This window comes from Acinetobacter sp. ANC 4178 (assembly GCF_004331175.1).
Taxonomy (GTDB): Bacteria; Pseudomonadota; Gammaproteobacteria; order Pseudomonadales; family Moraxellaceae; genus Acinetobacter.
This window is the reverse complement of the sequence record NZ_SJOD01000003.1, coordinates 307,821-334,154: the sequence shown is the minus strand read 5'-3', so window position 1 is coordinate 334,154 and position 26,334 is coordinate 307,821. Positions and strand designations below refer to the sequence as shown.

19 protein-coding genes are annotated in these 26,334 nt (G+C 42.1%); 13 read left to right on the top strand and 6 right to left on the bottom strand.

Features of this window, described 5'->3' with window-relative positions; genetic code table 11:
- The first annotated feature begins 11 nt into the window (after positions 1 to 11).
- Genes E0H87_RS08590 through E0H87_RS08580 form a run of 3 tightly spaced genes read left to right on the top strand, consistent with a single transcriptional unit; the run spans position 12 to position 3,835 of the window.
- The gene (locus E0H87_RS08590; RefSeq protein WP_044739329.1) at positions 12 to 950 is read left to right on the top strand and encodes an ABC transporter permease; all 939 of its coding nucleotides are present in this window, start codon (positions 12 to 14) and stop codon (positions 948 to 950) included.
- A 7-nt stretch (positions 951 to 957) separates the two neighbouring features.
- Positions 958 to 2,100 (top strand): ABC transporter permease, encoded by a 1,143-nt coding sequence (locus tag E0H87_RS08585; protein ID WP_131323197.1) that lies wholly within the window; start codon positions 958 to 960, stop codon positions 2,098 to 2,100.
- 13 nt (positions 2,101 to 2,113) lie between these two features.
- Positions 2,114 to 3,835, top strand: coding sequence for an ABC transporter ATP-binding protein (locus E0H87_RS08580; protein WP_131323196.1), 1,722 nt, complete (start codon positions 2,114 to 2,116; stop codon positions 3,833 to 3,835).
- A gap of 170 nt (positions 3,836 to 4,005) precedes the next feature.
- On the opposite strand, the gene rluB is transcribed toward E0H87_RS08580, so the two are convergent.
- From rluB to E0H87_RS08555, 5 genes are all read right to left on the bottom strand, one after another.
- Positions 4,006 to 5,112: a 23S rRNA pseudouridine(2605) synthase RluB gene (gene rluB / locus E0H87_RS08575; RefSeq protein ID WP_131323195.1), complete on the bottom strand. Its 1,107-nt coding sequence runs from the start codon at positions 5,110 to 5,112 to the stop codon at positions 4,006 to 4,008.
- Positions 5,113 to 5,153: 41 nt separating this feature from the next.
- Entirely contained in the window at positions 5,154 to 5,738 is a 585-nt protein-coding gene (gene scpB / locus E0H87_RS08570; protein ID WP_131323194.1) for an SMC-Scp complex subunit ScpB, read from the bottom strand.
- Positions 5,735 to 6,526: a segregation and condensation protein A gene (locus E0H87_RS08565; protein WP_205677745.1), complete on the bottom strand. Its 792-nt coding sequence runs from the start codon at positions 6,524 to 6,526 to the stop codon at positions 5,735 to 5,737. Before E0H87_RS08565 ends, scpB begins: the two co-directional genes overlap by 4 nt.
- Before the next feature lie 332 nt (positions 6,527 to 6,858).
- The gene (locus E0H87_RS08560; RefSeq protein ID WP_131323193.1) at positions 6,859 to 7,476 is read right to left on the bottom strand and encodes an L-threonylcarbamoyladenylate synthase; all 618 of its coding nucleotides are present in this window, start codon (positions 7,474 to 7,476) and stop codon (positions 6,859 to 6,861) included.
- A 77-nt stretch (positions 7,477 to 7,553) separates the two neighbouring features.
- Positions 7,554 to 8,216 (bottom strand): elongation factor P hydroxylase, encoded by a 663-nt coding sequence (locus tag E0H87_RS08555; protein WP_131323192.1) that lies wholly within the window; start codon positions 8,214 to 8,216, stop codon positions 7,554 to 7,556.
- A gap of 97 nt (positions 8,217 to 8,313) precedes the next feature.
- Between E0H87_RS08555 and E0H87_RS08550 the strand changes: the two genes are divergently transcribed.
- From E0H87_RS08550 to E0H87_RS08505, 10 genes are all read left to right on the top strand, one after another.
- Positions 8,314 to 8,871 carry a YceD family protein gene (locus E0H87_RS08550; protein ID WP_131323191.1) on the top strand — a complete coding sequence of 186 codons (558 nt, stop codon included), beginning with the start codon at positions 8,314 to 8,316 and terminating at the stop codon, positions 8,869 to 8,871.
- Positions 8,872 to 8,947: 76 nt separating this feature from the next.
- Complete coding sequence (gene rpmF, locus E0H87_RS08545; protein WP_004279227.1) at positions 8,948 to 9,130, top strand: 50S ribosomal protein L32; 183 nt, start codon at positions 8,948 to 8,950, stop codon at positions 9,128 to 9,130.
- A 161-nt stretch (positions 9,131 to 9,291) separates the two neighbouring features.
- Complete coding sequence (fabD, locus tag E0H87_RS08540; protein ID WP_131323190.1) at positions 9,292 to 10,278, top strand: ACP S-malonyltransferase; 987 nt, start codon at positions 9,292 to 9,294, stop codon at positions 10,276 to 10,278.
- A complete protein-coding gene (gene fabG / locus E0H87_RS08535) occupies positions 10,275 to 11,009 on the top strand; it encodes a 3-oxoacyl-ACP reductase FabG (RefSeq protein WP_131323189.1) in 735 nt (244 codons plus the stop codon). The genes fabD and fabG overlap by 4 nt, the downstream gene beginning before the upstream one ends.
- A gap of 87 nt (positions 11,010 to 11,096) precedes the next feature.
- The gene (gene acpP / locus E0H87_RS08530; RefSeq protein ID WP_016166057.1) at positions 11,097 to 11,333 is read left to right on the top strand and encodes an acyl carrier protein; all 237 of its coding nucleotides are present in this window, start codon (positions 11,097 to 11,099) and stop codon (positions 11,331 to 11,333) included.
- Between the two features lie 636 nt (positions 11,334 to 11,969).
- Complete coding sequence (locus E0H87_RS08525) at positions 11,970 to 13,226, top strand: TolC family protein (RefSeq protein WP_165493950.1); 1,257 nt, start codon at positions 11,970 to 11,972, stop codon at positions 13,224 to 13,226.
- A gap of 87 nt (positions 13,227 to 13,313) precedes the next feature.
- Complete coding sequence (locus E0H87_RS08520; RefSeq protein ID WP_131323187.1) at positions 13,314 to 15,599, top strand: type I secretion system permease/ATPase; 2,286 nt, start codon at positions 13,314 to 13,316, stop codon at positions 15,597 to 15,599.
- 38 nt (positions 15,600 to 15,637) lie between these two features.
- Positions 15,638 to 16,876 carry an HlyD family type I secretion periplasmic adaptor subunit gene (locus E0H87_RS08515; RefSeq protein WP_131323186.1) on the top strand — a complete coding sequence of 413 codons (1,239 nt, stop codon included), beginning with the start codon at positions 15,638 to 15,640 and terminating at the stop codon, positions 16,874 to 16,876.
- Positions 16,877 to 17,296: 420 nt separating this feature from the next.
- Positions 17,297 to 18,244 carry an OmpA family protein gene (locus tag E0H87_RS08510; protein ID WP_131323185.1) on the top strand — a complete coding sequence of 316 codons (948 nt, stop codon included), beginning with the start codon at positions 17,297 to 17,299 and terminating at the stop codon, positions 18,242 to 18,244.
- Between the two features lie 62 nt (positions 18,245 to 18,306).
- A complete protein-coding gene (locus E0H87_RS08505; RefSeq protein WP_131323184.1) occupies positions 18,307 to 24,840 on the top strand; it encodes an Ig-like domain-containing protein in 6,534 nt (2,177 codons plus the stop codon).
- 155 nt (positions 24,841 to 24,995) lie between these two features.
- On the opposite strand, the gene E0H87_RS08500 is transcribed toward E0H87_RS08505, so the two are convergent.
- Positions 24,996 to 26,279 carry a ribonucleotide-diphosphate reductase subunit beta gene (locus E0H87_RS08500; protein ID WP_131323183.1) on the bottom strand — a complete coding sequence of 428 codons (1,284 nt, stop codon included), beginning with the start codon at positions 26,277 to 26,279 and terminating at the stop codon, positions 24,996 to 24,998.
- Positions 26,280 to 26,334: the final 55 nt, after the last annotated feature.

The window sequence follows — 26,334 nt, the reverse complement described above, 5'->3', positions numbered from 1 at the left end:
GGGGCATCAAGATGCTGGCATATATCATACGTCGCCTATGGCAAATGATTCCGACCATGCTCGGAGTGGTGCTGCTAATCTTCTTTTTGTTTAACTGGGTGGGGGGAGATCCTGCTTATATTCTGGCAGGCAAAATGTCTAATCCAGAACAGATTGAAAATATTCGCCAACAGTTAGGAGTTGATCAACCCTACTATGTACAGTTGTGGATTTTCATCAAACAGATTTTGACCTTTGATTATGGTCTGAGCTGGAGTACGGGGGAGTCTGTTTCACAAATTATCACCACGCGTTTAGGTCCGTCACTGACCTTACTCATTCCGCTCACGATTTTACAAACTGTGATCTCGATTATTTTGGCATTGGCGGTTTCTGCGGTGCGCGGCACGCTAACGGATCGTATGGTCATGATGATGTGCACGATTGGTATGTCGATCAGTATTTTGGTGTATATCATTGTTTTTCAGTATGTATTTGCTTATCAACTGAGTTGGTTTCCCGTGCAAGGTTGGAGTGACCGTTTTAGTGAAAACCTGTTTAAATACGCCTTACTACCGATTTTAATTATGTTGGTGGTGAGCATTGCTCCGACCTTAAGACTCTACCGCAGCTTTGTTCTTGATGAAGTGAATCAGGACTATGTGCGCACTGCACGTGCCAAAGGAGTGGGAGAACGTCGCATCCTTGGTGTGCATGTACTACGGAATGCCTCTATCCCGATTATTACCGATGTTATGGCGACCTTACCTGCATTATTAATAGGGGCATTTTTGATTGAGCGCTTTTTCGGTATTCCCGGCATTGGGCGAGAAGTGATTATTGCAGTTGAACGTAGTGATTTTCCTGTGATTAAAGCCATCACGGTTTATGTTGCAGCAGCCACCATGATTTTTAACCTGATTGCCGATCTGGTGTATAAGCTGGTCGATCCTCGCGTACAGTTGAAGTAGGTGAACTATGCTAAGTGTGATATTTAAAAGAAAAGCACTGGATACCGCAGACACCGCATCTTCTGGGCTTTGGCAACTGGCCATGCGCCGTTTAAAAGCAGATCGCATCGCCATGATCTCATTGTTTGTGGTGCTGTGTTATTTCGTGATGTTGCTGCTGTCCATGACAGGGGTGATTGCCTCAAACTGGAATAAAGAAGTCGCTGTCAGCTATGCACCTCCCACCTTTATTGGTGCAGATCCTGTCCGCGATACAACCGAAAAAGTCGTTACTCAATCACAGGCATTGCCTGAAAATCCTGTCGATCCTTTAAAAGATGTCATCCATGAACTGAATGCCGAAATTGCCAAAGAGCAGGGTACAGGAGGCACGATAGATTATTACGGTGTGGTTGATCCCTTAGCGGAGGATATGAAAGCGATAGATCAGCAATTGGACGGACATTTGCTTGATCAACAGGCTGAATTAAAACAAACCCTTCCTTTTGGCGCGGACAAATGGGGGCAAGATGTCCTGCAAAAAACCATTAAAGGTGCAGAAACATCCATTATTGTGGGCGTGGTCGCTGCCTTATTGGCGGTAGTGATTGGGACGGTACTTGGGGCAATTTCAGGTTACTTTGGTGGTTGGGTTGATGATGTTTTGAACTGGTTTTATAACATCTTTACTTCTATTCCCTACCTGTTACTGATTTTAGCCATCGCAGCGGTACTACAGCAAAAAGGGATTGTTTCGATTGTATTGATTCTGGGTTTAACAGGTTGGACGGGTGTTTATCGTTTAATTCGTGCTGAGTATATGAAACATACCTCGCGTGAATATGTACTGGCTGCCAAAGCCATTGGGGTCAGTCATTTTAGACGTATGTTTGTCCATATTTTCCCGAATGTTAGTCATATTGCTTTGGTACAAATCTCGATTCTTGTGGTGGCGTTTATTAAGTCTGAAGTCATTCTGAGCTTCTTGGGTTTTGGTGTACCTGTAGGGGTCGTGTCTTGGGGTAGTATGCTGAATGAGGCACAAAGCGAATTGATTTTAGGTAAATGGTGGCAACTGGTTGCAGCTTCAGTCGCAATGGCCGTGTTGGTCACGGCATTTTCCATGTTTACCGATGCATTGCGTGATGCATTGGACCCAAAACTAAAATAAGAGGTGTATGAACATGACTGAATCAAAACAAAACTCAATCTTATTAAAAGTTGAAAACCTTAAAGTCAGTTTTAAGGGGGAAAATAAGCAGTACATCGAAACTGTGAAGGGAATATCATTTGAAATTCCAACGCATACCACGGTTGCCTTAGTGGGTGAGTCGGGCAGTGGTAAATCGGTGACATCGCTTGCAACCATGGGTTTATTGCCGCCAGAGCAAAGCCTGATTTCGGCAGAAAGTAAAATTGTGTTTGAAGGCGTGAATTTACTGACCTTATCACGTGCTGAGATGCGAAAAATTTGTGGCAAAGACATCGCCATGATTTTTCAGGAACCGATGTCTTCGCTCAATCCAGTATTTACTGTCGGTGATCAGATTGCAGAAGTGCTTAGATTGCATTTGGCTATGGGGCGCAAGCAAGCCAGAACGCGTACTTTGGAGTTACTCAAAGAGGTGGGGATTCCCACACCTGAAACCAAAATTGATGCTTATCCCAGTCAGCTTTCGGGTGGGCAGCAACAACGTGTGATGATTGCGATGGCAATTGCCTGTGAACCGAAGTTGTTGATTGCGGATGAACCGACCACGGCACTAGATGTAACCATTCAAAAGCAAATTCTGGATTTATTACAAGACTTACAGCAACGCCGTAACATGTCGATGCTGTTTATTACCCATGATCTGGCATTGGTGGGTGAAATTGCTGATCACGTGATTGTAATGCGTCATGGCGAAATCCGTGAGCAAGGCGCAGTAAAATCGGTCTTGGAGCAACCGCAAGATATTTATACTCGTGCTTTACTACAATGTCGTCCGCAACTGTCACAACGCCCGTTCCGCTTGCCGATGATCAGTGACTTTATGCAGCAACAAGGTCAGATTTGGGTAGAAAAAAAAGCTGCAACTGAACCGCATCGAGCACAGCGACAACGGGGCTTAAAAGGCAATGAAGAAATTATTCTGGATGTTCGTGATTTAAAAAAATCATTTTATAGCCGTAAAGGACTATTTGGTAAAGATGAGTTTCAGGCAGTGAAAGGGGTTTCCTTCCAATTGGCGAAAGGCAAAACCTTAGGTTTGGTGGGGGAGTCTGGTTCGGGTAAAACCACGATCGGATTATTGCTCATGCGTTTACAGGATGCGACAGGCGGAAAAGCCCTGTTTGAAGGTCAAGATATTTTAGCCATGTCAGAAAAAGAGTTTGCTCGCTATCAACGCAAGATTCAAATTATTTTCCAAAACCCTTATGCCTCTTTAAATCCACGCTTTACGGTAGGACAAATTCTACTGGAGCCAATGCAAGTGCATGCAATTGGTGCCGATGATGCTGAACGCAAAAAAATGGCTTTGGATTTGCTGGAGCGGGTCAGTCTGCCTGCCTCAGCCTATCATCGTTATCCACATGAGTTTTCAGGTGGACAACGGCAACGTATTGCGATAGCACGTTGTTTAACCCTAAAACCAGAAATTTTGATCTGTGATGAGTCTGTGTCGGCATTGGATGTTTCCGTACAAGCACAGGTGCTTAATCTTCTGCAAGATTTACAGGATGAATTTGGACTTAGCTATATTTTTATCTCACATGATTTGTCGGTGGTGAAATATATTTCAGATCAAATCATGGTCATGAATCATGGAGATATTGTCGAAATAGCCAATTCAGATGATTTGTATCAGTCGCCACAGCATGAATATACCAAACGCTTACTCAGTGCCATTCCACAGGGTGTGTAATTCATGTAAGGGTAGTAGGATAACTAAAGTGCTCAATAGATTGGGTGTTTTTAAAAGTGCTAAATTTTACGCTTCTTTGCAATCCATAACATAAAGTGGTTTATTACACGGCATATACATTACCCATAAAAAGAGCCACTCGAAAGTGGCTCAAATTTTAACGTCAATGATTAAAACTTTTTAAAGCTTTTATTTCCAAAAGGTTTACGTGGTGCATTTTCATCACGAGCATCGCGTTGACCATATGAGCCTTTGTTACCAAAGTTTTCAGGGCGACTGTCACGTTGTGCATAGCCAGAGTTTTGGCGTGGTTCACGTTGACCATAACCTGTTTGCGCATTGTCCTGACGACGTTGGCTATGGCCATTTGGGTTTTCACGGCGTTCACGGTTGAAGGCTGGCTTTGCTTGTTGTTGACCTTCATCTTCATTGTCACGACGTTGCTGACGTAAGAAACCACCACGACGTGCTGCCAATGGTTTGTCTTGCATACGTTCAGTACGGCGTTTTGCCATGCCAAATAAACCCGTACCTTGACGTGGCTTAAGTTCAACCGATTTGGTTAAATTATCGATGTCGTTTTTGTCCAACTCGATCCAACGACCTGTACGTAAGTCACGTGGTAAAATTACGGTACCATAGCGGGTACGTAATAGACGGCTCACTTTCAAACCTTGAGATTCAAAAATACGACGTACTTCGCGGTTACGGCCTTCTTTTACGACCACTTGGAACCAACGGTTAATTCCTTCACCGCCAATTTCAGAGAATGATTCAAATTTTGCAGGACCATCGTCTAGCACCACGCCACGCAGCATATTGTTTTTAATTTGCGGCGTTACTTCACCCATTACACGCACTGCGTATTCACGCTCAATTTCATTCGATGGGTGCATTAAGCGGTTTGCGAGTTCACCATCATTTGTGAACAGCAATAAGCCTGTAGAGTTAATATCCAGACGCCCCACCATGACCCAACGATCATTAGCAATGCTTGGTAAGTTATCAAACACAGTTGGACGTTGTTCAGGGTCGTTACGTGAACAAATTTCGCCTTCTGGTTTGTAGTAAATCAGAACTCGACGACGAATTTCATCTTCAATTTGGAACTGCACTTTACGACCATCGATGCGAAGCTCATCACCTGGCTCAATACGTTCGCCCACTTGAGCAACGCTACCGTTGACACTTACACGACCAGCAGCAATGACCTCTTCCATATAACGGCGAGAGCCGAGACCAACTCGTGCGAGCACCTTTTGCAATTTTTCACTCATGACAGCATAACCTTAGAAATTATCATCAACAGTTCACCTATTTAAGACTTCGGTGCTTGCGCATCGAGAGCCATAAAAGCTTCCTTGGCATCCTGTAGGGGAGGCAATTGACCAACCGATGTTAGGCCAAAAGCATTTAAAAACTGGGGCGTTGTAACTAACAACGCGGGTCTTCCAGGGAGATCCCTAAAACCAGATTCTTTAATCCAGTTCCAGTCAAATAGGGTTCTTAATATTTGACTATTATTAGAGACTCCACGAATTTGTTCAATGTCCGCACGAGTCACGGGTTGATGGTAAGCCACCACCGCCAAGATTTCGAGCAGAGAAGGCGATAAGCGCGTTGGGCGCTCAGGCCAAGTTTGGGTAATGATTTGACGGTATTTGGCGCGTACTTGAAAGCGGAAACCTTGCGCAGTTTCGACCAGTTCAATTGAGCGACCATGTTGTAAAACCATGAGTTGTTGTATCAGTTGGCGTAATTCAGATTTGGAGTATTGATCTTGAAATGCTTCTTTCAGACGTGCCAAAGAAACAGGCGCATCACTGGCAAAAATAATGGCTTCCAGTTGCATCAACATTTCATGCTGAATTTCTGATTGCGAAAATAGATCCGCTTCACTCATACGTGCGCTCCTTGAACACTAAGTGGCGCCTCTATGCCTGAACCAATAATTTGAATCCGTTGTTGACGGGTCAGCTCCAATACAGCCATAAAAGTCACAACTACGCCCATACGACCCTGACTGGGTTTGAGTAATTCAATAAAATCTAAAATTTCACCGGCCTGCAACTTTTCTTCAATAAAGGCAATTCGTTCTTCAAGCAATACTGGTTCTTGTTCAATTTTATGAGTCACTGGTTCTGGGCGGTTAAACACGCAGAACAAAGCATCATGCAATAGATTGACGGAAAAGCCTTCATGCTGGACAGCAACATCACCAAGGCTAACATTGGTTTCAAAAGTATCTCGTTCTAAAATACTCATTTGCCCCAAACGCTCAGCCGCCTGTTTCACACGAAGATAAGTTTCTAGGCGATCAATCAGCGCTTGTTTCGGGTCTTTTTCAACTGCAATACTGGTCGGTTTTGGCAGCAATAAACGAGATTTTAAATCAGCCAATAACGCTGCCATCACCATATAGTCAGCAGTTAGCTCAATATTTAGTGACTTCATGGCATCCATATAAGAAAGATATTGGGCCGCAATCGGTGCAATATCTAACTGTAATAAGTCGAAGCCATTTTTTTGAATTAAGTAAATTAAAAAGTCGAGTGGTCCTTCGAAATGCTCCAAGAGAATTTCAAATGCGGCAGGAGGAATATATAAATCCTCAGGGATGGAGTCGTGCCATTCATCTAGAACGCGGATGTGCGGCGTTTCTTCCATTGCATTAGGGACGAGTTGATTCATTACAGTTATTGGCCACGCGAATTTTCAAAGGCATGATTATGTGTTTTCGAATCAGTACTTAGGGGAGAAAGTAGAGGTGATTAAAAAATACATAATTTTAATAGGCCTTAGTGTAATGCATATTAGGTGATGAATAAATTACTTGAGGGATCAAATAACAAAAAAAGCGCCAAATAAATACGGAGTATTTATTTCCGTGATGAAGCATAAAGCATTATTTTAAACAGGATAAGAGTGGAAAAAACTTATAAAATCAAAATGAAACAAGACAATAAGCCTTAGAAAAGGGATTAGGGTAAGGGGGATAACCCCCTCAACCCAGATGGTTAAACTTATTCAAAAGCACTCACATCACCTACGCCTTTACGAATCACAACAGGACTCTCTCCTGATAAATCCACAATACTGGTGGTGCTTAAAGTACCTAAGCCACCATCAATAAACACATCAATGCGTTTTTCAAGTTGCATTTCGATTTCATAAGGATCATCTAAAGGACCCTCAATACCCGGTAAAATCAGCGTACTGGTCAGTAATGGCTCACCCAATTCTCTCAGAAGCAGCTGACAAATCGGATTGCTTGGAATGCGTAGACCAATGGTTTTCTTTTTCGGGTGCATCAGTCGACGTGGTACTTCACTGGTGGCAGGTAAAATAAAGGTGGTAACTGCGGGAGTATTGTTTTTCAGTAAACGATACATGGCATTGTCTACTTTGGCGTAGGTGGCAATGTCAGATAAATCTGAACAAATAATTGCGTACTGATGCTTTGGTCCTAAGCCACGGATCTGAGAAATACGCTCCATGGCATTCTTATTTCCAATCTGACATCCAATTGCATAAGCAGCATCGGTCGGATAAACCACCACATCGCCCGCACGAATGCGTTCCACTGCCTGACTGATTAAGCGCGGTTGTGGATTATCAGGATGTATTCTTAAGTGCAACATCATTATTCTCCTGATTTTTTATATATTATCTGCTGAAATTACAACATCTTGTCATGTAACTTTGATGAATTTTGTAATTAGTCCAGCATTTCGCGTTGAAACTCGGCACTTTGTAATCTTTTGCCACCTCGTGTGCATATACAGATGCAGTCAATAAAGTATTGGGCATCTCGTGGCAGAGTTATTTCTCCAGAGCAATAATGCTGAACTTGTGCGTATACATGATCTTTAAAGGCAGAGCCATCGCCACCGTCACCCGTCAGATTGTCGAGCGAAACACGGAATTTACGTCCAAAGGCTTTGGCAAACATCCATTCAATGGCTTGAGGCTTAATTTCTACTTGCTCAAATAAAGCTTGTTGTTCTTGTGTGCGGCCATCTGGGGCATACCAATAACCCAAATCGGGAAGGAGACGACGTTGTTCACCTGCAATGGTCCAATGACTAATTTCATGCAACGCACTATTAAAGAAACCATGGGCAAATTGAATACGTGCAGGTTGTTGTTGTGTCGCTGGAAAATATTCAGGTTCATGTTCGCCACGAATCAAATTCACATTAAGGTGGGAAAACCAGTAATTAAAGTGTAAGATGAGCCAGTCAACTTGTTCCGTTTCTGACTGTAAATTCGCCCATTCCAAACGTTGCACTTGGTCTGGTGAAATGTCAAAATGAACAGTTGAAAGTGTGCTAACAAGTGATTTTTTATTCACTTCTGTTTGCGGCTGCAACAGATGCATGACTGTGTTACCCAAAATGGTCTGTCTAAATAAGTACAAAATTGTATCTTAATCTTTGACAGAGTACTGATGAATTTGTAGAATTGCCGCCTTAATTATGTCAGCAAATACCTTTCCGGCACAGATTGAGCCGTTTAAATGGGCTGAACAAGGCTTTACATGGTCAGGTACCCTGCCATTGTCTCGCTTTGCTCGTATCGCTCGTGAAGCTGTTGGATCAATTGATGATCAATTGATTAACATAGACTGTAAGCTATCAATGGATGCGTATCATCGCATTGTATGGCTAGATGGTCGCGTTGAAACGCATGTCCCAATGGAATGCCAGCGTTGTTTAGACGCGGTTAGTATTGAACTCGTTTCAGATTTTCATCTAGCTCTAGTGGATGATGAGTCACTGATAGAGCGCTTGGATGAGGATGCTGATTTCATCGTCTTAGGTGAAAGTGAAGCAACGACGAAAGGTAGCTATGATGCACCTGCGACGGCTGATTTACTGTCTCTGATAGAAGATGAATTGTTATTGTTGATGCCTTTGTCTCCTAAGCATGATGCTTGTGAACATAAGCACCAACCTGCCATTGAAGAGCTTGTTGAAGAAAAGCGGGATAACCCGTTTGATGTTTTGGCAAGTTTGAAGGGTAAACTTAACTAATTTTTGTGTTATACTCTTCCGTATAAGACAACTGAATTTGTTCTGATCCATATTTTTCGATTTGTAAGGAGCCATCATGGCCGTTCAGCAAAACCGTAAAAGTCGCTCTCGCCGTGACATGCGCCGTTCACATGACGCTTTAACTGAGAATGCATTAACTGTAGACCAAGCTACTGGTGAGACTCACCGTCGTCACCACGTATCTAAAGATGGTATCTACCGTGGTCGTCAATTATTCGCTAAAGCATCTGCTGAATAATTGATGAAGCATTAAGCGATGAGCTTAGTGAAAAAATTGGGAGCGTAAGCTCCCTTTTTTTTGTCTTCGATTTTTGTTGTATTTCGCAATTACCAAAAACAAAATTAAGTGTTAAATTTCCGCTCCATGAATGAGCAGTGACTACATAAAGGATTTTTTATATGTCTGCTAGACCACTTGAACAAGCAGCTCAAGCAACAAAAACTGCATTTGTGTTTCCAGGTCAAGGTTCGCAAAAAGTTGGCATGCTGGCTGAATTGGCAGAACAATTTGCCAGTGTTGAAGCAACATTTGCAGAAGCCTCTAAAGCGGTTGGATTCGATTTGTGGCACATTGCACAATCTGGTGAAGGTTTAGACCAAACTGAATTTACTCAACCTGTATTGCTCACAGCCAGTATTGCTTTATGGCGTGTATGGTTGGAGTTGGGTGGTGTTGTACCTAAATATCTTGCGGGTCACTCATTAGGTGAATACAGTGCTTTGGTGGCTGCGGGTGCAATGACCTTGGGTGATGCTGTTAAGCTCGTCAATTTACGTGGCAAACTGATGCAAAGTGCTGTTCCGCAAGGTCAAGGCGCAATGGCGGCTATTTTGGGTTTAGAGGATGCCAAAGTCCTTGAGCTGTGTGCTGAAGTTTCAGCGCAGGGTCAGGGTTCAGTAGAAGCTGCAAATTATAATGCGCAAGGTCAGGTGGTGATCGCGGGTGATAAAGCTGCAGTAGAAGCAGTAATGGCCATTGCAAAAGAACAATCAGGCAAGGCAATTGCGCTTCCTGTGTCGGTTCCATCACATTGTTCGCTGATGAAACCTGCTGCTGAGCAATTCGCGCAAGCTTTGGAACAAACTGCCATTGAGCTACCTAGTATTCCTGTAATACAAAATGTCAACGCGGAAATCGCGACAGATGTAGCGCAATTACGTCAAGCATTGACTGCACAATTGTATCAATCGGTACAGTGGACAAAGACAATGCAGACTGTGCAAGATCAGGGCATACAATATATTGTTGAATGTGGTCCTGGTAATGTCCTTGCCAATCTTGCGAAACGTTTGCCGAATATAGAAAAAGCATTCCCAATCGATACGAAAGGTCGTATGGAGGATGCGCTGAATGCCATTTTAGTGGCGGAAGGGAAAATTGCATGACACAAGAACGCAAAGTTGCATTGGTGACAGGCGCGAGTCGAGGGATTGGTGCTGCCATCGCTCAACAACTCATTCAAGACGGTTATTTTGTAGTAGGTACAGCGACTTCTGAGTCTGGTGCGGAAAAATTATCAGCAGCATTTGGTGAAAATGGTGCAGGTAAGGTACTCGATGTACGTGACGGTACTGCAATTGATGCTTTGGTTACAGATATCGAACAAAATTATGGTCCAGTTCTTGCACTTGTAAATAATGCAGGGATTACCAAAGATAATTTGTTGTTGCGTATGTCTGAAGATGACTGGGATGATATTCTCAATATTCATTTAAAAGCGGTCTACCGCTTATCAAAACGCGTTCTTAAAGGTATGACCAAAGCGCGTTTTGGACGAATTATTAATATTAGTTCTGTGGTTGCACATTTCGCAAACCCAGGACAGGCAAACTATTCAGCTGCTAAAGCAGGGATTGAGGCATTTAGCCGCAGCCTTGCAAAAGAGATGGGTAGCCGCCAAATTACTGTAAACTCAGTTGCACCAGGTTTCATCGCAACAGAAATGACAGAACAATTAAGCGAAGAAATTCGTAAAAAAATGAGTGATCAAGTGGCACTTCAACGTTTAGGTGAACCACAAGATATCGCGAATGCTGTAAGTTTCTTGGCTTCTGAGAAGGCAAGTTATATTACGGGTACGGTTATACACGTAAATGGTGGTTTATACATGAGCTAATTAGCTGATGGATAAACTTTCAAAAAATTAGAGTTTCAATTAAACTAACGGCATTTAAAAACGCCACAAGCAATGAGGAGAATTCCTGTGAGCGATATCGAACAACGCGTTAAACAAGCGGTTGCAGAACAATTGGGTCTTAAAGTAGAAGAGATCAAAAACGAAGCATCTTTCATGGATGACTTGGGTGCTGACTCTCTAGACCTAGTTGAACTTGTAATGTCTTTCGAAAATGACTTCGACATCACTATTCCTGATGAAGATTCTAACGAAATCACTACAGTTCAATCTGCTATTGACTATGTTTCTAAGAAACTTGGTTAATTGTTGATGTTCAGCGCTGCTGAAAGAAAAGCCACCTTTTAGGTGGCTTTTTTAATGTCTGTATGGACTAAGCTTTTAGATGTACTGTGATGAGAAATCAGTTCATTCATGTGAAATATACCAAGAATTGGGGATAGTGCTTGTTGGGATTCAATTTTACTGTATTAAAGACAAAATAATGAAAAGACTTAAAACTAGAAAAGTGATGTATTTCATCGCTAAAGTTGAGTAATACAGTTGGTTTATTTGTAACAAATAATGTATACCAAGATGCTTGGTTTTGCATGCTGATAAGTTTTGTTTAAAAGATAAGCAAAAGTGATAATAATTAAATGAATGCATAATTAATATACATATGTACAAAATAAAAAATAAATATTAGTTTTTAGTTAACTAATGCACATTTTTTCTGTAAATTAATCTCTCTATATTGATTAAATTTATTCTAATATTCTGATTGAATAAAAAATTCATCTGTCTATTTTTTATCATAATTAATTTTAACTTAATAATGCGTGTCTTGTTTTGCTTTGTAAATATTTAATTATCTTATTGAATTTAATTGCTAAAATTACATTAAGAGGCAAGTCACAGTTTTCTGTGTATATAAGAAATATCTAAAGTAAAAATATGAGAATGCGAAATAAACAAGTAAAACAAATGACTTGGCATAAAAGAATTGCTTTATTGATCACATTATTATGTAGCAGTTCGGTTTATGCGGTTCAGTTACAGACATTGTTAAAAACAGCTTTGGAGCAAGACCCAATGATGTTGGAAGCACAAGCAAATGAAGAAGCCGCATTAAGTAAAGTCAAAGAGTCAAAATCGCTACATTATCCAACCTTGGCTTTGACCGGTAACCAGATTCTTGGTCAATCTCACAAGAAACAATATGACTATGTGAGTGAAGATTTTACACCTGGAGTGAGGGGAAGTTTGAACCTCTATTCTTTTGGCGCGATTAGTGCTCAAGTCGATCGTGATGAGAAGAAATCTCAATATTTTGAACAGAAAATTGATGAGACTGCGGAGGAGCTAGGCTACAACATTGGTTCTGAATATTTAAAGGCGCTGAACGCACATGAAGCGCTTGCTGTACAGATGCGAAGTTTGCAGCGTCACAATAAGTTTACGCAAGATATCAGTGTGATTGTGCAATATGATGCGGGACGTCGTTCTGAACTCACACAAGCACGTGCTCGTCAAATGCAGGTCGAACACACCATTAGCAGTTTGCAGCGTGAATTGGGTTTTGCGCTCAGTCATCTTAAGAAATATTCCCCAGAAGTGATTGATCAAGACACGCTGAGTGATCCGTTTATTGGTCTGGCGCCCTCTGAATTTATATCGCGTTATCAACTGGGAGAGGTTACGCACCATCCTTCTTATTTGGCTCAGGAGGCAGAGCTCGAGAGTATTCGTTCTGAAGTGAAATATCGTAAAGCAAAGCGTTATCCAAGTATTAATTTGGAAGGCAATGTAAGCACTGAAGATCGTGAAGTGTATGTGAATATGTCGTGGGATTTATTGAACCGTGGGGCGAAATATTCTGTTGAACAAAGTGGGCAATCTGCGGTGGCAGCTAAAGCACGACTTGATCAAATTCAGCGCGATATTGAGGAGCGTGCACGTACGGCTGAAATTGATATGTTTCAAAGCCAGCAAAAAATGAATATTTCACAGGAGCAAATTTTAGCATCTCGTAAAGTGGTCAGTGACAATGAAAAGCAGTTCAAGATTGCGCGCAAAAGCTTAATTGATGTGTTGAATGCGTATAACGAATTAGCAGGTGTCGAAATGGCTTATGTGACGGCACAGAATGATTATCGAATGGCAGCACTGGCTTATTTGCGTGCTCAAGCCAATATTAGCAATTGGGTGAAGCAGTAACAATAAAAACTGTTGATCCAAAGTGGATGTGGATCATGCGTAATTGACCTGAAGGTCAAGTCATTAAAATAGGATGACATAAAGAGAATGAAATCCATAATAGAGCATATTGCTTTGGTAACCCGACTATTGGGGAGCCCTTTACCCGTGGCAACGTTGATGGCACAGGTAACGCATGATCAAAATTTAAATGTGAATTTCCCTTCCTTGGTTGAGGTATTAAAAAGTCATGGCTTTGAAAATACGTTAAGTAAAAAAGCGCTCAATGAAATTCCCGCTTTAGCTGTGCCTGTAGTGATTGTTTTACAGCAAAATGAAGCCGCAGTGATTACTCAAATTCATGGCGGAGGAGCTGACCGAATTTATGAATTGCAACAAATTGATGGTTTAAAGCAAAGAGTTGATCATGCGCAATTATCAGAACTGTACTTAGGGTACTGTTGGTTTATTAAGCCGAAATTAGCCAGTGATTTACGTTCTGAATTACCAGAATATCACTTACCCAAAGCATGGTTCTGGAAGGTTATTTGGCGTTTCCGTGCCTATTATTCGCAAGTTATCTTAGCGACTTTCATTATTAATTTCTTGGCATTGGTCAGCTCACTGTATGTCATGAATGTTTACGACCGTGTTATTCCGAACAAATCTTATGAAACCCTTTGGGTGCTCAGTATTGGGGTTATTTTGGCAATCAGCTTTGAATTCGCTGCAAAAATGATCCGTGGGCATTTAACCGATATAGCGGGTAAAAAAGCCGATTTAATTATCAGTTCGGCTATTTTTCGTCGTGTGATGAGTTTGGATTTAGCGGAACGTCCAGTGTCATCGGGTTCTTATGCCAATAATCTGCGTGAATTTGAATCTGTGCGGGAATTCATGACCAGCGCTAGTCTGTTGGTGTTGGTTGATTTACCATTTCTTTTGCTTTTTATTACTGTGATTTGGATGATTGGCGGTGTACTGGCAATTGTTCCCTTAATTTTAATTCCAATCGTGATGTTGATTGGAATGCTGTCTCAGAGACCTTTAGCACGCTATATCAATGAATCAATGAAAGAGTCTTCGCAACGCCAAGGTTTGGCGGTAGAGGCAATTGAAGGGATTGAAACGTTAAAAGCCAATAATGCAACCAGTTGGGCACAGCAAAAATGGGATTTTTACACGGCTAAAAATGCAGCCTCAAGTACCAAAACTAAAGATTTAAGCAACTTTGTGGTGAATTTTTCTGTTGCTGTACAGCAATTAAACACTGTGATTTTAGTCATTGTTGGAACTTATCTCATTCATAGTCCAGACCCAAATCATAAAATTACCATGGGGGCATTGATTGCTTCGGTGATTTTATCGGGACGCGCATTGGCGCCATTGGCACAAATTTCGAGTTTAGCGATTCGTTTTCAACAGGCCAAAATTGGTCTACAAGGGCTGCAAAGCATTATTGATCGTAAAATTGAACGTCATCCCGATCGGCAATATATCAGCCTAGATCAGGTCAATGGTGCACTTAAATTTCAAAACGTAAGCTTTAAATATCAAAAAGATATTCCTCCTGCGCTTAAGGGCTTAAATCTGAATATCGCGCCCGGTGAAAAAGTGGGAATACTCGGGAAAATCGGCAGTGGTAAAACGACCACGTTAAAGCTCGCCAGTGGCATGTTTGAACCGCTAGAGGGAAATGTCACGCTGGATGGTGTGGATTTACGTCAGTTAGATCCGAATTATTTGCGTAATCAGGTTGCTTTACTGGGGCAAGCACCGCGTCTTTTTCTTGGGACGTTACGTGAAAATTTAGACTTGTCCAGACAAGATGGTTTTTCTACGGATCAAGAGTTGTTACAGGCTTTGAAACGCTTTGGTCTGGACAGCTTAATTCAAAATCATCCGCGTGGTTTAGACATGCCTTTAGGAGAAGATGGTTTAGGGCTTTCTGGTGGGCAGAAGCAAATTATCGCCTTGGCTCGATTAACGTTGCGTTCTCCACGTGTAGTGTTATTGGATGAGCCGACCAATGGCTTAGATCAGTTAACTGAACGACAAACCCTGATGGCATTGCATCAATGGTGTAAAGACAAAACTTTGTTGGTAGTGACGCATCGAACTCAAGTTCTGAGCATTGTGAATCGCGTTATTGTGATTGACCAAGGTCAGGTGGTCATGGATGGTCCTAGAGACGAAGTGCTGAAAAAACTTGCCATAAATGAGCAGACAAAATCGGCAACACAACAGAATGCTGCGGCTGCGACAGGGCAAACCAGTTCGGCAGGGACCGTAGAGCAAAAAGAAGGTCGCACCATCGTGATCACACCAGATCATGCATCGACAGTGCAGAATCACCCTAACAATACACAATTAGAAAAAATAAATGTTGAGTAGTCGTGTGTAGTACAGCGACATCAACATAAGTGAGGCATATGGAAGAATATCGAAATCCACCCGCAGATCGGGTTCAGTCGAAAGACTTGAAATTGTTAAATGACTTGAATGCTGCCTTACAAACGGAAAAGCATACGGGTTTGTTCTGGACAGTTGGATTGCTTTTTGTATTTTTGATTGTGTTTGTTTTTTGGGCTTATCACAGCCATGTAGAAGAAGTGACACGGGGTCAAGGTAGTGTTATTCCAACCAGTCGTGAACAAATTTTGCAAAGTTTAGACCCAGGAACCATCAAGGAAATGCTAGTGAAAGAAGGTGATGTTGTTGAAAAAGGACAGATTCTCCTTCGTCTAGATGATACCCGTAGTTCTGCCATTTTAAGAGAGAGTGAGGCAAAAGTTGCCAATCTTGAAGCCATGTCTGCTCGTTTAAGGGCGGAATCTTATGGTACGAAAATTCAGTTTCCTGATGGAATTAGTGAATCTTTAAAACATCGTGAACGTGCAGCATATGTTGCGCGTCGGCGTGCAGTCGATGACGCTGTTGCAGGACTCCAAACCAGTAAAGCCATGTTGGATCGTGAAATTTCGATTACTTCACCTATGGTGGCAGAGGGGGTGATGTCCGAAGTTGAGTTGTTGCGTATGCGACGTCAATCTTCTGATTTGGCTTTGCAAATAGATGAAAAGCGCAATCAATATGCCGCAGATGCGAATAATGAGTTGGTACGTGTTGAGTCAGAATTGGCACAAGCCAAAGAAAATATGGCGATGCGTGCAGACCCTGTAGATCGCTCACTCATTCGTGCACCCTTAAGAGGGATTGTTAAAAATATCAAGATTAATACGGTGGGAGGGGTGGTACAGGCTGGACAAGACATTATGGAAATTGTACCGCTTAATGACAAATTATTGGTTGAAGCCTATATCCGTCCTCAAGATGTTGCATTTGTACACCCTGGGCTTGGCGCGATTGTAAAAGTGACTGCGTATGACTATGCCTTATATGGTGGCTTGGAAGGTAAGGTGACGTTAATCAGCCCTGACACATTAAGAGATAAAACACGACCGAGTGAACTCAATCTCAATCCAGATGAGGCGTACTACCGTATTTTGGTTGAAACGAATCAGAACTCATTAACTGATAAAAATGGTAAAACCATGCCGATTATTCCGGGCATGATTGCTAGTGTGGATGTTAAAACAGGAGAAAAAACCATATTCCAATATTTAATAAAACCAATCACTCGAATGAAGCAAGCTTTGCAAGAGAGATAAAATATTCTGTTGGCAGAAACTCTATATTTTAATAGGGTTTTTGTTATTAAAATAAATTGGTCATAATTGGGTTAATCGCTTATTGTTTTAATGAATTAATATATATTTGTAATATATATTATATGGTGTTGATTTTTAGATCATATTTATAATGTTAAGCTGTCCAATCTTTATTCAAAGAATAATTAGTATAAAAATATAATTTATTCATCTTGAAAATATGTGAACCAGTTCAATGTTTTTTTAAAAAAATAATTAATTCTATTGTTTTTTTTATATTTTTTTATATTCTTTTATATAAGTATTATAAAAATCCATCACGTAAATGCTTAATTTTTTTAAGGGTTTTCGTGGAATAAAAATAATCCACCCTTAGTTAAATGGTGGGAAATTGAAATAGAAATAAAAGAGGTGGGTGTGATGAATGTTAAAATATTAGTATTAATGGTTGGATGCTCATTATTTTGGGCTGGGTGTTCAACTACAAATAAAAACCCTCCTTTTGAGCACTGGGAGCAATTTGGTTCAAAACCCTACTTACAACCGAAAGTAGTTAAAGAGGGGCACACGCAGGTTGTATTTATTCGTGATAAAGAAGGATTAAAAGGGCCAGCAGCCAATGTATTTATTGATGGGCATTATTTAACATCATTATTACCAGGTTCATTTAAAGCAATGCAGTTATGTGCGCGTTCTACCCGAATAAATGCAATTTACACGCAAAGTACTCTGAACTATGCCAATGCACGTCGACAGAATTCTACCCAATCGCTCACAGACGGTTCGACACAATATTTCAAGCTAGTTGCAGGCACGAATCAAGCGTTACAAGTACAAGAGCTGACCGAGGCTCAAGCACAACCGCTGTTACCTGATCTTAAAGAAGCAGTGGCGACTAAATCGCGCGTAAAAGAGATCGAAGAATGTGCGCAACCTGTTTATGTACAAGTCCCTGTTAAAACCATCCTCAAAAAATACACCTTACAAGCCAGTACTTTGTTCAATTATGCGAAGTCTGGTCCAAATGATTTGACTGCTCAAGGGCGTAAAGAAGTTGCAGAAATTGCTTCTGAAATTACGCAGGATCAAGAAGCCATTAGCCATATTGCAGTCATTGGATATACAGATCCTGTTGGGTCGGATAATTCAAATCAGCAACTTGCACAGCGTAGAGCAGAAACAGTACGAGCACTGTTGGTTCAAAATGGAGCAGTGAAAAAGAATATTTTGGTTGAAGGGCGTGGTGAACAAGAGCTTGTAGTGAGTGATTGTGACCAGAAATATGCCAATGATAAGGCAGCACGTGAGCAATGTGATTTACCAAACCGACGGGTAGAAATTGTGACCTACGGAATGAAAGCTGAATAAACATTGCTCTCTGTATTTATTCACAATTTTAAAAATCAAGTTATAAGAAAAGGATAAATAAAATGCCAAATCAAACAGTCACTATAAAATTGCATGATGCGAAAACCATTATTTCGGCTTTCCAAGTTACTAAAACTCATGATCAGCCTGTAACGATTCAGGCACAAAAAGGTATTAATTATGAGTTGATTGATGATGCAACTCAATTTGCGCCAGAAAATATCAAAATTCAGCGTGTAGGTAATGATCTATATATAGGCTTTGAAGATGATGGTGTTAACGCGCTTGATCCTGATTTGATTATTCAAGGTTATTACGGAACGGATGGCACTACAACCAATTTGCTGATTGGTTTGCATGAAAATGGCAGTTATTACGCGTATGTACCTGAAACTGGTGTACAGCAGAATGCTGTCAGTATGTTGGCTGATCAAATGAGTGCTGGGCAAGCCTTGGGTGGTGAACCTTTAACTTCTGCATCTTATGAATTTAACCCATATTGGTTACTGGCTTTAATTCCGCTTGCAGGCTTAGCTGCTGCTGGAGGTGGTGGGGGCGGAGGTGGTGGGACACCACCAGCTCCATCTGCGGACAAACCCGATGTAGTGGCTTTAAATGGTGGTGTCGTCACAGTTAAGCCGGGTGCAAATAATGTTAAACAAGTGATTACTTATACGGATGAATCTAATAATCCCGTGACCTTAACTGCTTCAAAGGGTTCAGATGGTCAATGGATTTTAGACAAAACTCCAACAGGTGTAAGTATCAATTCATCAACAGGTTTGGTGACTATTGGTATGGATGCTGTGAAAGATGGCAGCACCGTAACTTCTACAGGGACTAACTCTAGCAATAATACTGCTACAGATAGTGATATAGCGCAGATTGATGATAGTACCCCAACTTCAGCAGATGCACCTGATGTTGTGGCTCTGGATACAGGTGCAGTTGTAGTAAAACCAGGCGCAGATAATGTTAAGCAAGTTGTTACATATATAGATGAATCTAACAATGCAGTGACCTTAACCGCAACAAAAGGAGCTGATGGTAAATGGAGTCTAGATAAAACACCTGCCAATGTTGCCATTGACCCAACGACAGGCGGAATTGCACTTGGTCCTAATGCAGTTAAAGACCTTTCAACTGTTACGTCTGTAGGAAGTGATACTTATAACAATACTGCTTCAGATAGTGACGTATCCAAAGTTGATCAGATTGATACTCAAAATGCAAATTTATTAGTCACCTTTAATTCAATTACCACTGACTCAGGTACAGCAGGTGACTTCATCACCAATGACAATACCTTATTATTTAAAGGTAAGGTGGATACCGATGCTAGTACTACCCTCAATGTTCTCAGTGTCAAAGTCGGTGGCACGACCTATAGTACCAGTGACCTAAATTCAAAAATAACAGTAGATAGTGCTGGTAACTGGACCTTAAACCTCACAGGTAATGCATTGGCAGATGGCACCTATGCGGTCGTGGCAACCGTCAGTGATGCAGCAGGTAATAGCAAAAGTACCACCAGCCAAAACGTAGTGATTGACACCAAGATCGATACCGATGCGGATGGTAAAACCGTCAGCTTCGACTCGATCACTGATGACACGGGCAGCTCAGCGACAGACTTCATCACCAATGACAACACCTTGCTGTTTAAAGGCACGGTGGATCTGGATGATGGCAATAGCCTCAGTGTCAAAGTCGGTAGCACCACTTATCTTTCTACCGATCCACGCCTGACCGTAGATGCCTTGGGCAACTGGACCCTAAACCTCACGGGCACGAGCTTAACTGACGGCACCTATGCCGTAGTCGCCACGGTGACCGATACTGCAGGCAACACCGCCAGCAGCACCAGCCAAAACGTGGTGATTGACACCAAGATCGACACCGATGCGGATGGTAAAACCGTCAGCTTCGACTCGATCACCAATGACACGGGCAGCTCAGCAACCGACTTCATCACCAATGACAACACCTTGCTGTTTAAAGGCACGGTGGATCTGGATGATGGTAACAGCCTCAGCGTGAAAGTGGGTGCGACCACCTACACCACAGCTGACCCACGTTTAACGGTTGATCCAGCAGGGAATTGGACCCTCGATCTAACAGGGACCACTTTGGCTGATGCGACTTATGCCGTAGTCGCGACCGTGACGGATACCGCAGGCAACACCGCCAGCAGCACCAGCCAAAACGTAGTGATTGACACCAAGATCGATACCGATGCGGATGGTAAAACCGTGACCTTCGACTCGATCACCAATGACACGGGCAGCTCAGCAACCGACTTCATCACCAATGACAACACCTTGCTGTTTAAAGGCACGGTGGATCTGGATGATGGCAACAGCCTCAGCGTGAAAGTCGGCAGCACCACTTATCTTTCTACCGACCCACGCCTGACCGTAGATGCCTTGGGCAACTGGACCCTAAACCTCACGGGCAGTCCTTTCCCTGATGGTACCTATCCCGTTGTGGCCACGGTGACCGATACCGCAGGCAACACTGCCAGCAGCACCAGCCAAAACGTAGTGATTGATACCAAGATCGATACCGATGCGGATGGTAAAACCGTGACCTTCGACTCGATCACCAATGACACGGGCAGCTCAGCGACCGACTTCATCACCAATGACAACACCTTGCTGTTTAAAGGCACGGTGGATCTGGATGATGGTAACAGCCTCAGCGTGAAAGTGGGTGCGACCACCTACACCACAGCCGATCCACATTTAACGGTTGATCCAGCAGGGAATTGGACCCTCGATCTAACAGGGATCACTTTGGCTGATGATACTTATGCAGTAGTGGCCACGGTGACGGATACCGCAGGCAACACGGCAAGCAGTAATCAGAATGTAATAGTCGATACAGTTGCTGATGCACCAGATGTCCTTGCAGTACTGGGCGGTTCAGTGAGTATTGTTCCTGGTGGTGATAATCTTCAACAGGTCATCACTTATAAGAATGAATTGGATGTTGATGTAACTTTAACTGCGACTAAAGCGCCTGATGGAACTTGGAGTTTGGATACAACCCCATTGAATGTCAGTATTAATAGTACAACGGGTGTAGTCAGTATCGGACGTGATGCCGTAAAAGATGGCAGTCTTGTTACTTCCATTGGTACAGACTTTTTAGGCAATACTGCTCAGGACAGTGATACAACATATCCAGATGATACAACACCATTGACCGCAGATGCGCCAGATGTCGTTGCATTGGATGATGGTTCCGTCACTGTAACTCCGGGTGCGGATAATGTTGAGCAGGACATTTATTATATTGATGAAGAAAATACTCTTGTTGTCTTATCTGCATCACAAGCAGGCGATGGTACGTGGAGTATTGTCAATAATCCAATACCAACCCCATTGCCAACTGGGGTAAGTATCAACTCGATTACGGGTGTTGTAACGATTGGTCAGGATGCAGTTAAAGATGGGAGTGTAGTTACTTCGTATGGTTTTGATGTTTCAAATAATTTTGCATTAGATAGTGATACTGCCAAAGGCGATGTCGTGATCGTCTCCGTCTCAGAAGAAGGGCTTGCAGGTGCAAATGCTGATGCTGTTGGCAACCCTGAGGATACAACCAATGCGACGTCTATTACAGGCACTCTATATTTAGGTACTCTAACTTCAGTTGCTGTAGCAGGACCATTGGGTATTACTTCTGGAGGCCAGACGGTGACTTGGAGTGGTTCACTTACGGCAGGTGTTTATACATTGACAGGAACAGCAGGAGGGAAAGAGGTCGCGGTACTCACACTTTCAACTTCAGGGGCTTATACCTTTAGCTTGAAACAGCCAATAGACCACCCAATGGCTTCACTTGAAAATATTCTAGGACTTGGCTTTACCATAACATCGACCGATGCTGTGGGTTCAACCAATTCTACATTAATGATTAATGTAGAAGATGACTCACCAATTGCTGCTCCGAGTATCACATATGGCGTTGATGTACAGCCTGCTGCGGTGGAGGGAGAGTTAGTCGTTAGTTATGGCGCAGATCACGGTCATGTACAAAGTATTACGGTCGATGGTTATACCTTAAGCTATTCATCTGTAACAGATTCAGTTTCAGCTTCAGGAGTTGCAGGTTCAATTACTTACAGCTTTAATGCCACAAATGATGAGTTAACAATCAACAAAGGTACAGGTGAAGTTCTTGTTGTGGACATGTTGACGGGGCATTATAGCTATTCATCATTAGCGGTAACGGAAGCAGCCCAAGCACCAGTTGTCGGCATTAATAAATCGGCAAGCTTATTGGGTCTTGTGAATGCTGATGCTTTGGGTCTGATAGGAATTGGCACCAATCAACTTTTAACAGCAGTTGATCCAAATAACGATATTAAATCGGTTGTAGTAAATGCGGGTGCTGCCATAAGTATTGGGGTCTTAAATTACTATAAATTAGATTGGTCGACAGCTATGGCTGCGGAGTTCGGTTTAAATGTTGTAGAAAATAATGACATTATAAATTTACTATTAGTTACAACCCAATCTTATTCAAGACTGACAATCACATCCTTAGATGGTGGACCAATTGATAACTTTAAATTGAATGAGTTTTTAGCAACTGTTTACGTTCATCAATATGGTCTAGATTTATTATCATTAGGTATCGCGCCGACTATTTCTATTTCCGCAACAGACAGTCAACCTGTGACATCTACCACCTCTTATACAGATTTACTCGGTGTAAGTTTATTAGATCCAAATAATGACCCCGCAGGGATTGTCGAGGGTACAAGCGGTATAAATACGCTCAATGGTACCAGTGGTGATGATCGTTTATATGGCTATGCTGGAAACGATACCTTAACAGGTAACCAAGGTAATGATTTGCTACGCGGTGGCGCAGGTAACGATACTTTAAGTGGTGGTGCTGGTAACGACATATTGAGTGGTGGTACTGGAAATGACACACTTACTGGTGGTTCGGGCAATGATACCTTCCTTTGGGAGAAAGGGGATCAGGGCACTGTTGTAGCACCAGCAGTAGATACTATTACTGATTTTTCTAAACAACCTGTTGCAGGTGGTGGAGATATTCTGGATTTGCGTAGCTTATTGGTCGGTGAATTGGCGAAGGGCACAAGTATTGGAAACTTGGCAAATTATTTATACTTTGTGTTTGATGGTACCAATACAATTCTTTATATCAGTACAGCAGGTACACTATCGGCTGCTACACCAACAACAACTTCTAATCAGCACATTACATTTACAAATGTCGATTTGGTAGGTAGCTATACCACTCAGCAAGAGATTATTTCGAATTTACTCAAAAATGGAAATCTCTTGGTGGATCAAGCAACCACAAACACGGATTTAAATGGTTCTTCATCATTTGATGTGGTGATTGTAGATAATGATGGTGATACTGCTTCAACCAATATTACCTTTGATTCAAGCTCACCTGCATCCTCAGGCCAGCCGAATGTAGCACCGATTACGCAAGCTGCCGATGCAACTTTACTGGGCTTAATTGGCGTCAATGCGCTTGGCATCATTGACTTGAATCAGCAAGCATTTATTGCAGTCGATCAAAACCAAAACTTGCGTTCAGTAGAAGTTAAATTTAACGGTCTACTCACGGTAAATTTAGGAAGCTTAAGTTTCTCTGCCTCTGCACAGTTAGCCGCAGATTTGGGGCTCGAAATTCATATCAACAATACCTCAGGTGTGTTGGGTCTGCTAGGTGCAACATCGACAATAACCATTACGGCACTGGACGGTGGAAACATTGATAATCTTGCAGTGAATGAATTATTAGCCACAATTCAACTCAATTCCGATGTAAATTTACTGAGCTTGATTGCGGGCTTGAGTGTGAGTGCCTTGGGTAGTTTTACTGTGACAGCAACAGATAGTTACGGTGCAACAGATTCAGACAGTTTCTCATCATTGCTGAATGCTCAAGTACTACAGAACTTATTAGGGGCTGGAGGAAATCCTGATATTATTCAAGGAACTTCAGCAAATGATATTTTAAACAATAGCGCATCTGGCACAATTCATGAGCGTCTTTATGGCTACGATGGTGATGATACACTAAATGGTGGTTCTGGAAATGACTTGCTCCGTGGAGGTGCAGGGAATGACACCTTAAATGGTGGTGATGGCAATGACCTGTTGATTGATGGAAATGGTGCCGATATCTTAAATGGTGGTAATGGCAATGACGTGATCATTATTTCAGGTACAGGCTTTGCTGCTATTGATGGTGGTTCAGGTACAGATACCTTAACCTTATTGGGTGGAATAGATTTAGATTTCTCGAATTATAACGGAGTAGGTGAAGCTACTATTCATAATATTGAACGGATTGATTTGGGGAATGGAGCTGATGGCTCAAAATTAACCTTGACTGCCGCGGATGTTCTGGAAGTGACAGGAACAAATACACTGCAAATTTTTGGTGATTCACATGATCAGGTACAAATGATCGGTGCAATTAAGGGTATAGAATCAACCATTAATGGTGTGACAATGACTCAATATACACTCGGTGCAAACACTGTATTTGTGGATAATGACATTGTGAATGGCATGGGGGTGATCGTCCTTTAATTGATCGCTCAGCTATCTATATTAATTTAAATAACACAATGAGCCTCTCTGATTTATCAGGGAGGTTTTTCTTTATTGAGTTTTATCCATTAAGGTTAGAACTGTCTAATGTAAAAAATCCCGCCATTAAGGCGGGATTTTTGAGCGTAATTTACTTACCAGCTTAACGCACCGCCAGTCTGATAATCTGTCACACGCGTTTCAAAGAAGTTCTTCTCTTTACGTAAGTCCATCATTTCAGACATCCACTGGAATGGGTTATTCACACCAGCAAATTGTTCAGGTAAGCCCAACTGGCTTAAACGACGGTTACAGATAAACTTCAAATATTCTTCCATCATCGCAGCATTCATACCCAATACACCGCGCGGCATCGTGTCACGTGCATATTCGATTTCAAGCATGGTACCTTCAAGAATCATCTGAATGATTTCTTCTTGGAATTCAGCAGTCCATAAGCTTGGGTTTTCGATCTTGATTTGGTTAATCATGTCGATACCAAAGTTCAAGTGCATCGACTCATCACGTAAGATGTATTGGAATTGCTCAGCAACACCATTCATCTTGTTACGGCGGCCCATCGACAAGATTTGGCTGAAACCACAGTAGAAGAAGATCCCTTCAAGGACACAGTAGAATGCAATCAAGTTGCGCAGCAAAATTTGGTCGTTTTCAGGTGTACCTGTGTGGAAATTAGGGTCAGTTAAAGATTGAGTATACTTTAAGCCCCACGCTGCTTTACGCGCTACAGATGGAACCTCACGGTACATGTTAAAGACTTCGCCTTCATCCATGCCTAAAGATTCGATACAGTATTGGTAAGCATGAGTATGAATCGCTTCTTCAAATGCTTGACGTAAAATGTACTGACGGCATTCAGGGTTGGTAATGTGACGGTAAATTGCCAAGACCAAGTTATTTGCAACCAATGAATCCGCAGTCGAGAAGAAACCTAAAGAACGCATCACAATCGTACGCTCATCTTCAGTTAAGCCATTTTCAGACTTCCAAAGCGCGATGTCATGGTTCATGTTGACTTCTTGAGGCATCCAGTGGTTTGCACAACCGTCTAGATATTTCTGCCAAGCCCATTCGTATTTGAAGGGTACAAGTTGGTTCAAGTCAGCACGACAGTTAATCATGGCTTTATCATCAACTTGTACACGTTGAGCACCCATCTCAAGTTCTTCAAGACCAGGCGCAACGTCCAAAGTTTCTAGAGCGTTAGATGCTCTTGCCAACGGATCGGCTGGATCTGTTGATCGCACTGAACGGGTTCCAGCGGATTGTGGAGCTGCCACATTCTTCTGTGGTTGCTCTGCATTAGATACCAACGGCGCAGTAGGCGCTTTTTGCGGTTCGACGGGCGCAGACTTGTGCTCAGGTGCAGCCGGTTTTTGCGAATCATCTTCTAAATCGTCCCAACTTAGGATAGACATATCAATTCTCTCTTCGTTGCTTTATATCTTTTATAGACATCCAGCAATGCTGAGA

Bases quoted from the DNA above. Each gene is read 5' to 3' on its own strand.
- E0H87_RS08590 (WP_044739329.1), top strand. From the start codon at position 12: ATGCTGGCATATATCATACGTCGCCTATGGCAAATGATTCCGACCATG.
- E0H87_RS08585 (WP_131323197.1), top strand. From the start codon at position 958: ATGCTAAGTGTGATATTTAAAAGAAAAGCACTGGATACCGCAGACACC.
- E0H87_RS08580 (WP_131323196.1), top strand. From the start codon at position 2,114: ATGACTGAATCAAAACAAAACTCAATCTTATTAAAAGTTGAAAACCTT.
- rluB (WP_131323195.1), bottom strand. From the start codon at position 5,112: ATGAGTGAAAAATTGCAAAAGGTGCTCGCACGAGTTGGTCTCGGCTCT.
- scpB (WP_131323194.1), bottom strand. From the start codon at position 5,738: ATGAGTGAAGCGGATCTATTTTCGCAATCAGAAATTCAGCATGAAATG.
- E0H87_RS08565 (WP_205677745.1), bottom strand. From the start codon at position 6,526: ATGAATCAACTCGTCCCTAATGCAATGGAAGAAACGCCGCACATCCGC.
- E0H87_RS08560 (WP_131323193.1), bottom strand. From the start codon at position 7,476: ATGTTGCACTTAAGAATACATCCTGATAATCCACAACCGCGCTTAATC.
- E0H87_RS08555 (WP_131323192.1), bottom strand. From the start codon at position 8,216: ATGCATCTGTTGCAGCCGCAAACAGAAGTGAATAAAAAATCACTTGTT.
- E0H87_RS08550 (WP_131323191.1), top strand. From the start codon at position 8,314: ATGTCAGCAAATACCTTTCCGGCACAGATTGAGCCGTTTAAATGGGCT.
- rpmF (WP_004279227.1), top strand. From the start codon at position 8,948: ATGGCCGTTCAGCAAAACCGTAAAAGTCGCTCTCGCCGTGACATGCGC.
- fabD (WP_131323190.1), top strand. From the start codon at position 9,292: ATGTCTGCTAGACCACTTGAACAAGCAGCTCAAGCAACAAAAACTGCA.
- fabG (WP_131323189.1), top strand. From the start codon at position 10,275: ATGACACAAGAACGCAAAGTTGCATTGGTGACAGGCGCGAGTCGAGGG.
- E0H87_RS08525 (WP_165493950.1), top strand. From the start codon at position 11,970: ATGCGAAATAAACAAGTAAAACAAATGACTTGGCATAAAAGAATTGCT.
- E0H87_RS08520 (WP_131323187.1), top strand. From the start codon at position 13,314: ATGAAATCCATAATAGAGCATATTGCTTTGGTAACCCGACTATTGGGG.
- E0H87_RS08515 (WP_131323186.1), top strand. From the start codon at position 15,638: ATGGAAGAATATCGAAATCCACCCGCAGATCGGGTTCAGTCGAAAGAC.
- E0H87_RS08510 (WP_131323185.1), top strand. From the start codon at position 17,297: ATGAATGTTAAAATATTAGTATTAATGGTTGGATGCTCATTATTTTGG.
- E0H87_RS08505 (WP_131323184.1), top strand. From the start codon at position 18,307: ATGCCAAATCAAACAGTCACTATAAAATTGCATGATGCGAAAACCATT.
- E0H87_RS08500 (WP_131323183.1), bottom strand. From the start codon at position 26,279: ATGTCTATCCTAAGTTGGGACGATTTAGAAGATGATTCGCAAAAACCG.